Annotated in this window: 14 protein-coding genes; 8 read left to right on the forward strand and 6 right to left on the reverse strand. The window is 39.3% G+C overall.

Annotated features, from left to right (window positions below; all coding sequences use genetic code 11):
- Positions 1–2 precede the first annotated feature (2 nt).
- The 5 genes from L2737_RS10940 to L2737_RS10960 all read left to right on the forward strand — a co-directional run bounded on the left by L2737_RS10940 (position 3) and on the right by L2737_RS10960 (position 5,974).
- Positions 3–593 (forward strand): YceI family protein, encoded by a 591-nt coding sequence (locus L2737_RS10940; protein WP_198589560.1) that lies wholly within the window; start codon positions 3–5, stop codon positions 591–593.
- 73 nt (positions 594–666) lie between these two features.
- Positions 667–1,017: a DUF3802 family protein gene (locus tag L2737_RS10945; RefSeq protein WP_229369038.1), complete on the forward strand. Its 351-nt coding sequence runs from the start codon at positions 667–669 to the stop codon at positions 1,015–1,017.
- A gap of 44 nt (positions 1,018–1,061) precedes the next feature.
- Complete coding sequence (locus L2737_RS10950; protein ID WP_102527958.1) at positions 1,062–1,940, forward strand: putative ATP-dependent zinc protease; 879 nt, start codon at positions 1,062–1,064, stop codon at positions 1,938–1,940.
- 232 nt (positions 1,941–2,172) lie between these two features.
- Complete coding sequence (locus tag L2737_RS10955) at positions 2,173–5,088, forward strand: ExeM/NucH family extracellular endonuclease (protein WP_248955723.1); 2,916 nt, start codon at positions 2,173–2,175, stop codon at positions 5,086–5,088.
- A gap of 139 nt (positions 5,089–5,227) precedes the next feature.
- Positions 5,228–5,974, forward strand: coding sequence for an RluA family pseudouridine synthase (locus L2737_RS10960; protein ID WP_248955724.1), 747 nt, complete (start codon positions 5,228–5,230; stop codon positions 5,972–5,974).
- Between the two features lie 171 nt (positions 5,975–6,145).
- On the opposite strand, the gene hppD is transcribed toward L2737_RS10960, so the two are convergent.
- Positions 6,146–7,186: a 4-hydroxyphenylpyruvate dioxygenase gene (gene hppD, locus L2737_RS10965; protein ID WP_102527955.1), complete on the reverse strand. Its 1,041-nt coding sequence runs from the start codon at positions 7,184–7,186 to the stop codon at positions 6,146–6,148.
- Positions 7,187–7,268: 82 nt separating this feature from the next.
- Positions 7,269–8,429, reverse strand: a complete 1,161-nt coding sequence (locus tag L2737_RS10970) for a homogentisate 1,2-dioxygenase (RefSeq protein WP_248955725.1) — start codon at positions 8,427–8,429, stop codon at positions 7,269–7,271.
- A gap of 239 nt (positions 8,430–8,668) precedes the next feature.
- Here L2737_RS10970 and L2737_RS10975 point away from each other — a divergent pair, with 239 nt between their 5' ends.
- Together L2737_RS10975 and L2737_RS10980 are read left to right on the forward strand one after the other, a co-directional pair.
- Positions 8,669–9,562, forward strand: coding sequence for a LysR family transcriptional regulator (locus L2737_RS10975; RefSeq protein WP_248955726.1), 894 nt, complete (start codon positions 8,669–8,671; stop codon positions 9,560–9,562).
- Positions 9,563–9,579: 17 nt separating this feature from the next.
- Positions 9,580–10,038: an EVE domain-containing protein gene (locus tag L2737_RS10980; protein ID WP_248955727.1), complete on the forward strand. Its 459-nt coding sequence runs from the start codon at positions 9,580–9,582 to the stop codon at positions 10,036–10,038.
- Positions 10,039–10,334: 296 nt separating this feature from the next.
- On the opposite strand, the gene L2737_RS10985 is transcribed toward L2737_RS10980, so the two are convergent.
- The gene (locus L2737_RS10985) at positions 10,335–10,748 is read right to left on the reverse strand and encodes a YccF domain-containing protein (protein ID WP_229369031.1); all 414 of its coding nucleotides are present in this window, start codon (positions 10,746–10,748) and stop codon (positions 10,335–10,337) included.
- Positions 10,749–11,049: 301 nt separating this feature from the next.
- On the opposite strand from L2737_RS10985, the gene L2737_RS10990 reads away from it, so the two are divergent.
- Positions 11,050–11,997, forward strand: coding sequence for a 1-aminocyclopropane-1-carboxylate deaminase/D-cysteine desulfhydrase (locus tag L2737_RS10990; protein WP_248955728.1), 948 nt, complete (start codon positions 11,050–11,052; stop codon positions 11,995–11,997).
- Positions 11,998–12,282: 285 nt separating this feature from the next.
- Here L2737_RS10990 and L2737_RS10995 read toward each other — a convergent pair whose 3' ends face one another.
- The 3 genes from L2737_RS10995 to L2737_RS11005 form a co-directional block, all read right to left on the reverse strand.
- Positions 12,283–12,456, reverse strand: a complete 174-nt coding sequence (locus L2737_RS10995; protein ID WP_102527949.1) for a hypothetical protein — start codon at positions 12,454–12,456, stop codon at positions 12,283–12,285.
- Positions 12,457–13,042: 586 nt separating this feature from the next.
- The gene (locus L2737_RS11000) at positions 13,043–13,753 is read right to left on the reverse strand and encodes a ChrR family anti-sigma-E factor (protein ID WP_102527948.1); all 711 of its coding nucleotides are present in this window, start codon (positions 13,751–13,753) and stop codon (positions 13,043–13,045) included.
- Entirely contained in the window at positions 13,746–14,396 is a 651-nt protein-coding gene (locus L2737_RS11005) for a sigma-70 family RNA polymerase sigma factor (RefSeq protein ID WP_102527947.1), read from the reverse strand. Before L2737_RS11005 ends, L2737_RS11000 begins: the two co-directional genes overlap by 8 nt.
- Positions 14,397–14,452: the final 56 nt, after the last annotated feature.

Here is a 14,452-nt window from a genome sequence, read left to right on the forward strand (position 1 = left end):
TGATGAAAAAATGGCTCAAAGTGTTACCCATTGCGTTACTGTCTACTTCTTTGATGTCTGCGGCGAGCTTTGCAGCCGACTGGCAAGTTAAACAGGGGCACTCAAAAGTCAGTTTTATCTCAATTAAGAAAGGCGATATTGCTGAAGTTCATGACTTTAAGAAAGTAAGTGGTAGTCTAACGCCAGAGGGTGCGTTTAATTTATCGATTGATTTGGTCAGCGTTGACACGGGTGTTGAAATTCGTGATGAACGAATGCAAACCATGTTATTTGAAGTGGCTAAATTTCCAGAACTTGGGTTATCAGCAGTCGTTAATCCTAAATTATTGGCTGATTTGAGCGTAGGTTCAACATTAGTTACACAAATTGATGGCACAATAGAGCTACACGGTAAAAGTCGTCAAATAACATTTGATGTTTTAGTCGCTAAGTTATCGGATAAAAAAATGGTGGTGAGCAGTATGGCTCCTGTCATAATTCAAGCAAATGATTTTGATCTTGTTGAAGGGGTCAATAAGCTCCGTGAAGTCGCAGGATTAAGCAGCATTAGTTTAGCTGTTCCAGTCTCTTTTGTTTTGACTCTATCCCAATAACTGACGATGTTGCTTATTTAGAAAATTAACGAGTGGCTTTTGCAGTTCAAAAGCCACGTATACAGGGGACATAATGGTCACTGATAAAGATGGTTACATTCATTTAATTCAATATTTAACTGAGCATTTAGGGCTGTTTGAAGCATCAGAAGATAACAGTATAAATAGCCAAACTATAATGGAATTATTCGAAGACCAACTATCAGCCCAAATCATTATGGTTTGTGGCCAGAATCCAAACCTATCATTTGCTCAGCGCAATAAAGTCATTCGTGAAATTGATGCTATTGTCTATGATCTTGAAGAGATTTTAGCTAGTGTTGCAAGCCATAATGCAACGCCAGATCAAAGTGTGTTTATCACAGAGTTTTCTGGTTTGATCAAAAACTTGTTTGATAAAGAAATCGAACAAATCCTTAGATAATTTCATTATAAAACTTTAACTCATCTTACTTGCAGGACTTTTGCATGTTCAAAACAATCATTAATGCTACCTTCATTTGTTGTATTTCATTTTCAAGTATGGCGGCTGAGAAAGAAGTACTAGGCCAAACTGAAATGATGTCAGTTAGTCAAAATGGAGTTGTATTTGAAGCACGAATGGATACAGGCGCAGTTAACTCGTCATTGCATGCTCTAGATATTAACGTCGAAGGTGGCAGTGCGAAAAAAATGAAAGACAACATAGGTAAAAATGTGTCTTTCACGACTTTTAATGAGAAAGGCGAGCAAGAAAAAATTACTGCTGAAATTGTCGGCGTGTCAACGGTGAGTAACTCTCAAGGCACTGAAACCCGTTATGCGGTTAAATTACCTATTACCTTTGGCGAAAGCACCCGTAAGGTCAAAGTAAATTTAAAAAATAGAACCACAATGGACTATAAATTACTGATTGGCCGCAATTGGTTAAAGAGCCGCTATGTGGTTGACGTATCTGAAAAGAAATTTATCGGGCCAACTGCTGGGATCAGTATTGTCGAGTCTGGTTTGATATTTGATACTCGTATCGATACTGGTGCAGTAGAAAACTCCTTGCATGCCGTAAATTTAAGAATTAAAGATGAAGATAAAACCAACATGGATAATAATGTTGGTAAAGATGTGACATTTACAACAATGAATGAAAAAAATGAAACGGTAGATGTCACAGCCCGTATTCATAGCACTTCTTTAATTCGTAATGCACAGGGGAGTGAGATCCGCTACATGGTGACATTAACAATCGGCGAACCCGGTGAAGAATTTAAAGTTGATGTTAACCTACGTGATCGCAGTAAGATGACGTACAAGCTACTGATTGGCCGTAACTGGCTGCAAGGCCACTATATTGTTGATGTTAATATGTAAGGCATTCCAACATTAAAAGCCGCTCATTTGAGCGGTTTTTTTGTGCCTTAATTTGACTTGTTTTCTTCATTAATACGAAAGACTTATTCGAGAGCACTGTATCGATATGTAATTGAATCTTAACAAATGTGCAACCCTTGCTGTTTATAGTCTTGGGTAGTTTTGGATTAAACCAAAATGATAAAAATACTATAAACACATAAAGATAGATTAATAAATCTAGGGGTTACACATGTTTTGCAAACTGAATAAGTTCAATTTTTCGTTATTAGCTTTATCCATATCTACTGTATCTATGGCGACTTTAGCAGCCAAAAGCTATGCGGATGATTTAATCATCTCTGAATACATTGAAGGAAGCAGCAATAATAAGGCGATTGAACTATACAATCCCACTAATGAAGCAGTCGATCTTTCAGGTTATCAACTTCAGTTCTTCTTCAATGGTAATAGTAACAGTGGCGGCGCTATCAGTTTAACTGGTGAGATTGATGTGGGTGCAACTTTTGTTATTGCAGATGATGATGCGTCTTCTGAGATACTAGCAAAAGCTCAGCAGTTATCTACAACGAGTTTTTTTAATGGTGATGATGCCATTGTACTCTTTAATCAAACAACGATTGTCGACTCACTGGGTCAAGTAGGAGTGGATCCTGGCTCTGAGTGGGGCTCAGGTGATTTGTCGACGAAAGATAATACTTTAAGACGCAATCACGATGGCATCATTGCCGACACAAATCCTGATGATGCAGTTTCTTTAGATAACTGGTTTGGATTTGCAAAAGATGATTTCAGTGATCTTGGCAGTTTTAATGGTTCCGTGACAGACCCAACTGACCCAACTGACCCAACTGACCCAACTGACCCAACTGACCCAACAGACCCAACTGAGCCAGTTGAGCTGATTTGTGGTGATTCATTTACTGCAATTCATACCATTCAAGGTAGCAGTGATATCAGTCCATTAGTAAGCGAGACGGTCATTGTAGAAGGTATTGTCACCAGTGATATGCAAGCGGGTCTAAAAGGTTTTTACTTACAAATGGCTGATAATGAGATTGATGCCGACCCGAACACTTCTGAAGGCATATTTGTTTATACAGATTCACAACCAATCGCTGTCAATATGGGCGATAGAGTCAGATTACAAGCGACAGTAAAAGAGTATAACAATCTCACAGAACTCGCTGATATTAGTGGCAGTATCGTGTGTGATACTCAGCAAGTATTACCTCAAGTATCTTTAATAAGTTTACCCGTACAAAGCACACTTTCACTTGAAGCTTACGAGGGAATGTTAATCGGTTTTGAGCAAGCTTTAGTGGTGAATACTGTCGCCAACTTAGGTCGATATGGTGAGGCAGAATTAGGTAGCGAACGTCATTATACAGGGACACAAGTTGCAAATCCTGGTGCTGATGCGTTAGCACTAGAAGCAAGTTATGACTTAGACCGCATCATCCTAGATGATGGCGCAACCATTCAAAACCCAGATGTCGTGCCTTATCCTGCGCCGCAATTATCTGCTTATAACAGTCTTCGTGCAGGTGATTCTATCTCATCTATCACTGGGGTTTTGCATTACAGCTTTAATGAATATCGAGTGATGCCAACTCACACTGTCAATGTTATTGCTAGTAACTCTCGTACAACGACACCAGAGCTTGTGGGAACCGGCGATGTCATTGTGGCAAGTTTCAACGTACTAAATTACTTTAACGGTGATGGACAGGGTAACGGGTTTCCAACATCACGGGGAGCAGATTCCCTCAGTGAGTTTGAACGTCAACAAGCTAAGATTGTAAATGCGTTAGCTGCCATGAATGCTGATGTCGTTGGTTTAATGGAAATCGAAAATGATGGCTATTCAGACCTGTCTGCTATCGCAAACTTAGTCAGTGCTTTAAATGATGCAACGGTTGCCAACCGTTATGATTATATTGCTGCAAGTGACACCACTGTCGGCACAGATGAAATAGCCGTAGGGTTAATCTACCAAGTTGACCGCGTTTTACCTGTAGGTGATGCCAAAGTGCTAAACACGAGTAACTCACCATTAGATGAACAAGACTTGCCCTTATTTGATGACAGTAAAAACCGCCCAATGGTGACTCAGTTATTTGCTGATGCTGCTACTGGGGATGAGTTTGTTGTTGCAGTAAACCACCTTAAATCTAAAGGCAGTAACTGTAATAGCGTAGGGGATCCTGATGTAGGTGATGGTCAAGGTAACTGTAACCTCACTCGTACTAGGGCTGCTCAAGCTATGATGCCTTGGCTGGCAGCGCAATATGATGTTAATGGTGAACAAGCCAAAGTACTGATTATTGGTGATTTAAATGCTTACGCCAAAGAAGACCCCGTGACTGCATTAACCGAGAATGGTTTTACTGAGTTGTTTAACCACTTTGGTATTTCGGATGCTTATTCTTATGTTTACTCAGGTAAAGCTGGTCAGTTAGACCATGCATTAGTGAATGATGCATTACTTGATAATGTGTTGAATGTGACTGATTGGCATATTAATGCTGATGAACCTTCAATTTTGGATTATAACCAAGAATATAAATCGGATACCCAGCTTGTTAATTACTATGCTGCTGATGCTTATCGCTCTTCAGATCACGACCCTATGGTTGTCGAGTTACAATTCACTCCTGCAAATCAAGTCCCTGTCGCAAGCTTTACATGGGCAATAAATGGTGCGCAGTTAGAAGTTGTTTCTACTTCTACTGATGACAATCAAGATGGGTTAACACACCAATGGCAGTTCGGTGATGAAAGCACTGCCACAGGGATGTCTGCAAGTCATGCGTTTACAAGTAATGGCGTTTACCAAGTCAGCTTAACGGTAACAGATGCAGAAGGTGAGTCAGATAGTTCGACGCAAACAGTCGAGGTGACTGATATTCCTGAAAATGCTGCTCCAACAGCCGCGATTCAATACATAAATTTGTGGTTCTTTGAAGTGTTTATTTCACGAAGTGTCGATGAAGATGGACGAATTACATCGCAATCATGGTTGTTTAATGATGGCCATCAGTCGAATCGCCGTATTGTACTTAAACGTGCAGGGCAAGCGAATGAGGTGCAGTTAACCGTGACTGATAATGAAGATGCGACAGATACAGTGTCATTGCAGTTTTAAGTATCTGAAATCTATATCAGAGTTAAAGCAAAAGACTGCTTTGATTTAGAAAAAATTTATCATGAGTAAACACAACAAAGGTGGCTTAATTGCCACCTTTTTATTACCATTCTTGCCTTAATAAATACCTAAGGCTGTGATGACAGAATTTATTGCCCCACCATGCGCTGAACAGATTTCCATCCTATATCAAGATGAGCATTTATTGTTGATCAATAAACCCAGTGGTTTACTGAGTTTATCGGGTAAGAACCCGCTTAATAAGGACTCTGTTCATTATCGTTTAGTGCAAGATTTTCCGACGGCAACACTGGTTCATCGTCTCGATTTTGGCACCTCTGGCATTATGCTGGTGGCATTAAATAAAACGATCAATGGCCAACTAACCAAGCAGTTTCAAGATAAAACCATTAATAAACGTTATCACGCAGTGCTGCATGGTCATTTATCAGATGAGTTAAAAAGCACGGGTGTGATTAACGCCGCAATTGCGAAGGATGTCGATAATTTTCCGTATATGAAAATCTGTAGCGATACAGGTAAACAAGCGCTAACAGAGTTTGAGGTGATTGAGGAGAGCTTTGTTAACGCCAATGCTAATGTTGGCGCCAGTATTAATGTCTATGCCAATATCAACGTCAATGTCGAAAAGTCCGAGCAAAAAGTGCCAGTGACGCGGGTAAAATTCACGCCGATTACCGGTCGTACACACCAATTAAGGATCCACAGTCAACATATTGGTCACCCGATTCTGGGATGCGATTTATACCGCAATGCAATATCAGAAACCCTAGCATCAAGGCTATTACTGCATGCCAGTTATTTAAGCTTCACTCATCCAGTGACAGGGATTCGATTTGAAATAGACTGCGATATTCCGTTTTAATAAGCGCCTTTTTAAGAAACGCTATTTTAAGAAACCCTATTGTAAGAAGCACCTTTTTAAAGGGACGTGCATTTTTAAAAAAGTGGAATAAGTTCAGAACGTAAAAAGCCCGCTGTTAAAAACAGCGGGCTTTTTTATTTACCAAGAATAAGGCTTCATTAGCCGTATTCGTTAAAGCACACCACGTTTCATTTGGTCACGTTCAATAGACTCAAATAACGCTTTGAAGTTACCTTCACCAAATCCTAAGTTATTCTTACGTTGAATAATTTCAATGAAAATAGGACCAAATAAGTTTTTGGTGAAAATTTGTAATAAGTAACCATCGTCATCACCATCGACTAAGATTTGGTGATGCTTAATACGGTCATGATCTTCAGTCACTTGTGGCAACTTATCGAAAATGGTGTCGTAATATTCAGGAATAATATCTAGCGTCTTAATTGCAGTGCCTTCCATTGCGTCTAATGAACCTACGATATCGCGGCTTCTAAATGCTAAATGTTGTACACCTGGGCCGTTATACTCGCCTAAGTATTCATCAATTTGGTTGTTATTGTTGCCTTTACCTTCATTGATTGGAATGCAGAAACTGCCATCTGGAGAGCGAAGCGCATAAGATACCAATGCGGTTTGTGCGCCGCTGATGTCAAAGTAGCGCACTTCAGTAAAGGCAAAAATGTCTTTATAAAAGTTAGCCCATTTTTCCATGGTGCCTTTGTAAACGTTGTTGGTTAAGTGATCGACTTCCATAAAGCCTTTCTCTTCAACAATCATTGGCTCTGCTAAGTCTTCAAAATCATTGATGTAGATATTTTGCGCTTCACCGAATACGTCGATGAAATAAATTAAGCTGTCACCGATGCCGTAAATTGCAGGGTATGCCATGTCTTTTGCTGCATCATCAGCAGGTTTTGCACCACGAGCAACGGCTTCGTTAAATGCAAACTCAGCATCTTCAACACGCCAGCCCATAGAACAAATTGCAGGTCCATGAGACTTAGCAAAATCAGCAGAGAAACCTTGCTTAGATTTGTTCAGTAAGAAATTAATATCGTTTTGTTTGTAATAAACAATATCGTTCGCTTTTGCTTTTTTAAGCATAGAAAAACCGAAGTCAATAAACACTTGATGCATAAAATCAGTGTCAGGGCTGGCAAATTCTGTAAATTCAATGCCTAAAAGACCAAGTGGGTTTGTTTCGCTCGCCATTGTGTTTTCCTTAATTTTATTTGCTTTGAGCGTCACTCTTTGGTGACGTTTAAACTGAGTACAGGTGAATCAAATTTTGTTGTTATGATTCAATCCATGAACGGTTGTAATCATCACTCATGCAGTTTTTTACATGAGCGGTTAATTTAAGTGGTGCAAAGGTATCTACCATTACCGCATATTCGTAGGTTTCTGTTTTGCCGATTGATGCTTCGGTTTTTCCTGGTTGCGGCCCATGAGGCACACCTTTTTGATGCAGGGTCATATAACCGGCTTCAATCCCTGTACGGCTCATGAAATCGCCATCAACGTAATATAGGACTTCGTCACTATCGATATTGTTGTGGTAATAAGGCGCTGGAATAGATTGAGGGTGGAAGTCATAAAGCCGTGGCACAAAGTTGCATACTACAAAGTTGTTAGCTGTGAATACGATATGGTCAGAAGGCGGTAAATGAATTTTGCCGACCTTAGGAGCATACTCGGTGATATTAAATGCCCACGGGTAAACACAACCGTCCCAGCCAACAAGATCAAATGGGTGCCACTCTAGTGTTGTCACTTGATATTTATCACCAAACTTACTCACTAGCGGAAACTCACCTTGTTCAACAACGGCTTCAGTTAATACAGGTGTTCTAAAGTCGCGCTCGCAATAAGGCGCAGACTCAAGCATCTGCCCGTATTCATTTCTAAAATGCTTAGGCACTTCAACCATTGAGAATGACTCAATGACAAACAAGCGAACGTTGGCGTAATCATCAAACTTAAGTTGATAAGTCGTACCGCGTGGGATAATTAAATAGTCCCATTGCTTAACTTCAAGTTCGCCATACTCACTGAGCAATTTACCCGAACCATTGTGAATAAAGACAATTTCGTCTGCATAAGCATTACGATAAAACTCAGCGGTATCTTCAGAGACTTTTGCGGTGTACATAGCGACATCGCTATTAAAGAATATTTTATTACGGGCACTAAAAAAGTTGCCTTCACAATCAGCTTGGCGTGAGTCCAGCTTGTAGTTTTGGATTAATGAATCCTGCCAAGTTTCACCATGGTCAACTGAGTAAGGTGCAACAGCCAGTGCTTTAGTTGGCATGTTGTGATGATATTTGTTGGAGTAAATATTAGAAAAACCGTGAGTTGAAAATAATTCCTCACGATATAACTCGCCCGATTCTTTTTCGAAAGCGATATGACGTTTAGCAGGTATCTGACCTTGCTGAACATATACAGGCATACTGACTCCTTAAGCTAATTTACTCTTTAAATGGTATTTAATTTGATACTGGCGCTGTTTTTGTTGGTGTTTTCTAGCGCAATAAAATCAAACACTTTGTGATCTAGTTATCAATTTAGTTGCTAGAATGGACAAAAAAAAGAATAATAAACCACGTAACTTAATCAATTTTTTAGATGGTATTGGTTTGTTTACAATAGTGTCACAGCAATTGGACAGAGCTTGCGAGAGGGTAAAAAATGAAAATTGATGTAGAAGCCTTTAATGTTCTGCAAGTGCTTGTTGAAGAAGGAAGTTTTTCTAAAGCGTCAGAGCGATTACACAAAGCACAGTCAGCGGTAAGCTATCAAGTTAAAAAGCTTGAGCAGCATTTAGGGGTGCAATTATTTAATCGAGATCAATACCGTGCTGAGTTAACCCCTGAAGGCAAAGTCATTTTGGCTGAAGGACAGCGATTACTGCAGCATTTATCGAATATTGAACATTTGGCCAGCCGATTTAGTGAAGGATGGGAGCCAAAGCTTGAGTTGGTCATTGATGGCGCTTTACCGATGGAGCCCATCATGACCGCGCTTAAGCGTATGTCTGAGAATAATGTTCCTACTAAAGTGCAGCTGAATATGGAGTTCTTAGGCGGGGTTCAGCATCGATTTGAGCGTGATAAAGCTGATTTAATGTTGGTCAAAGATTATGTTGCTGCGCCATATTTCTCTGCAAAACAATTACCCACAGTGACCAGCATTTTAGTGTGTTCAGCGCAGCATCCTTTAGCCACCATGTCATCGGTGAGTTTATCTGAATTGCAGCAACATGTTGAACTGACCATCGAAGATTCTGCACCGACAAAACAGCGAGATGAGTTACAATTTGGTGGCGATAAAGTGTTTTATTTATCAGGGTTTATCATGAAGAAGAATGCGTTACTAAAAGGATTAGGCTTTGGCTGGATGCCAGAATATTTGATTGCTGAAGAGCTCGACAGCACTCAGCTAGCGATTGTTGATTTTGTTGGTGGTCATCGTTTTCGTTTCACACCGCAGTTAGTGTCGACACTTGAGCGACCATTAGGCCGAGCAGGGCAGTTATTCACAGATTTAATTTTAGAAGAATTCGCTTTGTTTGATGAAAGCTAGAAAAATAGGAACGAGATATGGCTTATTGGTTAATGAAATCTGAACCTGATGAGTTCAGTATTGATGATTTACAGCAATGCAAAAATAAAACAGAAACTTGGGATGGGATCAGAAACTATCAAGCTCGTAATTTTTTACGGGATAAAGTAAAGCTCGGCGATACAGTCTTTTTTTATCATTCAAGCTGTAAAGTGCCAGGCATAGTGGGTTTAGCAACAGTATCATCAGAGCCTTATATTGACCAAAGTGCTTTTGATCAAACTTCAACCTACTTTGATGCTAAATCTTCCATTGATAATCCACGCTGGGTAGCAGTAGATTTAACCTATAAATCAAAATTTAAACGCATCATTACGCTGGCTGAATTAAAAGCAGATCCTAATCTGGCTAAAATGCTATTAGTCAGCAAGGGAGCAAGACTTAGTGTACAACCTGTCACTCAGCAAGAGTTTGATTACATATTGTCCCTTGAGTAAAGGTCTTAAAATTGCGATTCCTATTATTAATATCAGTTATAAAAGTGGATACCAAAAAGGAACTCAATTGAGTTCCTTTTTGGTAAGTGTCTAGGGCCTGTTGATCGTTTTTACTGCGTTATCGACTTTTTATGTAGAATAAGCTTTTTATGAAGAACTACACCACAAAGTCTCTGCCTTGTACAAATGACCAACAATTCGCTGCAAAAACAACCTCAAAAGTTCAACAGGCCCTATCTATACGCTTGATGCCATCCGCATTGTGTTGTTTCAGTTAGTCACTCTTTTTAGCTAGATTAGTAACTTTCTTTAGCTACAATTGTTTGGCCGATAGGCGTGAGGCTTAATAGTGCTAATTTGACATGTTGTATCGCAAACGGAATACCGATAATAGTCACAAAACAAGCCAGAGCATGGGTAAGGTGACCAATAGCTAACCAAATACCACAGAATAAGAACCAAATAACATTACCGACCATACCTAATGGGCCCGTACCAAAGTCTTCAATTCCTGATAAATGTTTGCGATTGACATTTTCTTGTCCAAAAGGCCAAAAAGCCATTTCGCCAATCACAAAGCAAGCACGTCCAAAAGGAATACCAACAATACTGATAAAACATAATAGCCCTGCTAACCACCACGCAAGTCCCATTACAAACCCGCCCATGATGAACCACGCAATATTAAATATTAATCTCAACACTGACATTGATAATCCCTTAGTTTCGAATGAATAAAATTGTTAAGTCTTTTTTAAGTCTTATGTTTAGATAGCTAGAAATGTGCCAATAATTTTTCATTGCTTATATTTTAAAGTGGGAGTTATCTTAGTTTATGTTTTATATCGATTTTATTCATTTATGCAGCTTGACCTTATCAAACAAATATATCCAACAAGGCTCATGGAATGTTATTGAATACGTTCTAGGATAAGTTCGAGATAGCGGTTCTCACTAATTTTTAGGTAAAATAGTCATTAAGGTTTTTAATCATTGAATAAGTGAATCATTATGTTTGCGCCCACGCCCGTCGAGACCATGACATTTGCGCAGCGAGAAATATTTGTTAAACGTGACGACCTGATCCATCCAGACTTTAGTGGCAACAAAGCCCGCAAGTTTCAGTATTTTCTTGAAAAAGAATATCCTGAAATCACTAAGCTGGTGGGTTATGGTTCTGCGCAAGCCAACTCTTTGCATTCGCTTGCTGTGTTGGCAAAAATGCGCGGCTGGCAGTTGGATTATTATGTTGACCATATCGCCAATTACTTACAGCAAAACCCACAAGGTAATTATTTGGCGGCACTTGAGAATGGTGCCAATATCATCGAAAAGCCTGAGCATGTCACTGAAAGCATTGATAGCTATGTGACAGAGCTTGCCAAATCAGCGTTAGACAATGAATTGTATATTCCAGAGGGCGGTCGCTGTGAGTATGCCGCTATTGGCCTTGAACAACTAGGTCAACAAATTCTCGACTGGATACATGAAAAACACTATTCAACCCTAAACCTATTTTTACCATCAGGCACTGGCACCACAGCATTATTCTTACAACGCTTCTTTAAGATAAAGCGATTTGAGCATGAAGATTTACCAGAAGTGAATGTACTGACTTGCAGCTGCGTTGGTGGTGATGATTACCTAAGGTTGCAGTTCAATCAGTTAAGCGAAAATGCGCTTCATCACCCACGTATTATCTCTAATGGCAATAAATATCACTTTGGAAAGTTAAAACGTGAGTGTTATGAGATGTGGCAGCGCGTGTGTGCAAGTGGCATTGAATTTGAGCTGCTATACGATCCTGTGGGTTTTATTATGCTTGAACATTTTTTTACGCAATCAAGTACCGTGGATAATATAGATAACACTGCGCCGCTAATGTATTTGCATCAAGGTGGCGTGTTAGGTAATCCAAGCATGTTAGCCAGGTATCAACGCAAGTATCAGGCAAAGTAACATCGGAAGTATCAGGCAAAGTAACACTCAAATAAGACTGATGAGGAAGTATGTCAGTTCAGGTTTTGTATTTATCGTTATTTATATTTTGGTGGGGTATTGTGCGTAAAACTGAAATTGACAAACTAGGTAAGTGATTCTGAGAACAGGTTAGTGGTTCGAGAGAGGGTTCTTTTCATATTGCTCAGTTCTAATAAACGTCCGGTAATGTGTGAGAGGAAATACCGAGAAGCGATGTTTATTGAGTAACTGAGCAAATGAATAACGCAAGCGTTATAGAAAGTGTTACTTGTTAGCCGTAATCAACCATTTCATAAATTTTAACGCTTCAGTGCGCTTTGAAAAAGTTGTTTTAGTTTTACCTTGGCTGTCAGTAAAAGCTATTGAGTTTTTGTTTGATGATATTGAGTTTACAGGGAAATTAACTGTAATTTCATGACCATTAATGTTGTATGACATGTGCCACACTCCTTGTTTAAAATTTCACCTAATGGTGAGTAAGTAATAACAATAAATATCCTTAAGCAGTTGTGTTGCGTAAGTTTCTTTGTGTATTGGTTTAGTTTTGTCTGCTTAAGTTAATTGTGTTCATTACACTTACAAGTAGGCTTAAATTGATTAATTGTTTTAATCGCCAACATACTTGCTTTGAATAGTTGAACATAGCCATATGACAAACTAATGACAATTATCGACAATGTTGAACTTTGCAAAATGACTTGTAGTGTGGGTTTACTGGTGCAGTTATATGACTAACAGAAGGGTAAACGAATAAATACAAGTTAACTTAATAACATAACGGATAATATGCGTATATTTTTTATATAGCAATACATTTTTTTCAAAATAGAACAGTTTCAGACTAAAAGGTGAACTAATCAGTGTTTTTTCGGGGATAAATTCACCGAAAAATGTAAAACAACAGCAATAGTTACCAAACACTATATTTGTCGATAACTATCGCTGTGCTTTTACTGTAAATGATTTGGTGTAAATAACTCACAGTGCTTAATTCATTTAAGCAAATTACTGGTTCTATCTCGCTTTAGTAAATCAACTCACCGATAGGGTTGAGCAACTTGCTAATGCCTTTGGTGAAATACAAAGGTGCATCTACAACGGTATAACATAAACAACCTTCTACTGTTTTAGGGCTGTGTTCATGTTCGCCATTAAGTAAAATGAAATCGCCTGCAGTGTAAGTGTTGTATTCATCACTGAACTCGCCAGCTAACAACAAGGTTAACTCTTCACCTTTGTGGCTGTGTTGTGGTATCTCGCCATTTTCAGCAATGTGTAGCAAACTAGCACGAGCTTGATTTTCACCAGTGTCTAAGCGTAAACGACTGACTTTGCCAATTCCTTGCCAGTGATTAACCACTTGCTGCCTGAATGCGCGGGGTAAGGTGTAATCCTGCCCTTTAACATTGGTACTGATATTTGCCGAAGCGCTTATGTTTTCTGAAGCACCTATAGTCGCTGCTGGAGCGTTATCAAGTACGCTATCGTCTGACATCATATCAGCTAGCAATGCTTCAAGATCTGCATCTAATGCCGCGTTCATTTGAGTGTTATCAGTTGATACCTGTGACATCGCAAAATTTTCATCAGACGCCGCTAATGTTAGTGCAGTGACTTTTTCAGTACATTCAGCACAAAGTTCACAGTGGGCTGAAACAGCAATTGAAAGAGATAAAGGAAGCTCGCCTTTTGCATGGAGTGTTAACAAGTCCTGATTGGGGTGATACTTAATCATAATGTTTCTCCATGAAGCCTTTTAACTTTTCTAAACCGAGTCTTAATCTTGATTTTACCGTACCAATGGGCACTTTAAGTTTGTCTGCAAGCTCTTGTTGAGTCAGCTCTTGCATATAGATCCCTTGTACCACTTGTTTTTGAAGTGGTGGCAAGTCATCAACGTGTTTGAGTAATGTCGCTGAAAGTTTAAAGTCGTTATCTGTTTCATCGCTTTCATCTGATTCGAACAAAGGCCAAATGTCATCACCATAAGCATCTTCACGGTTATTTTGCACTTTACGCAGCATATCAAAGCACTGATTTCTCATTACAGTAAACACCCAGGTACTTACGGCTGCTTTGTCTGCATTATATAGATGTGCTTTGGTCCACACACGAGTCATGGTTTCTTGAACCAAGTCCATTGCTAGACCTTGTTGACTTAACCTCTGCATACCGAATGCACGGATCTTAGGAGAAAAGTGTGCAAACAATTTTGCAAACGCAGCTTTGCTGCGATCATTAGCGACTTGCATCATAAGTTCTGCAAGGTACTGCGCTTCGTTGTCACTAGAATCGTTTGTGGTCATGGCACTATTATTTTTAGATAACATACCTTTATCATAACGATTTTGTGGCGTTTGTGATTGAAAATTTTCCATTTATTTTCACTCGCGTCTACAAATGAAGTCTTATAAATAAACTTCGAAAAATACAG

The organism is Shewanella electrodiphila, assembly GCF_023283985.1.
GTDB lineage: Bacteria > Pseudomonadota > Gammaproteobacteria > Enterobacterales > Shewanellaceae > Shewanella > Shewanella electrodiphila.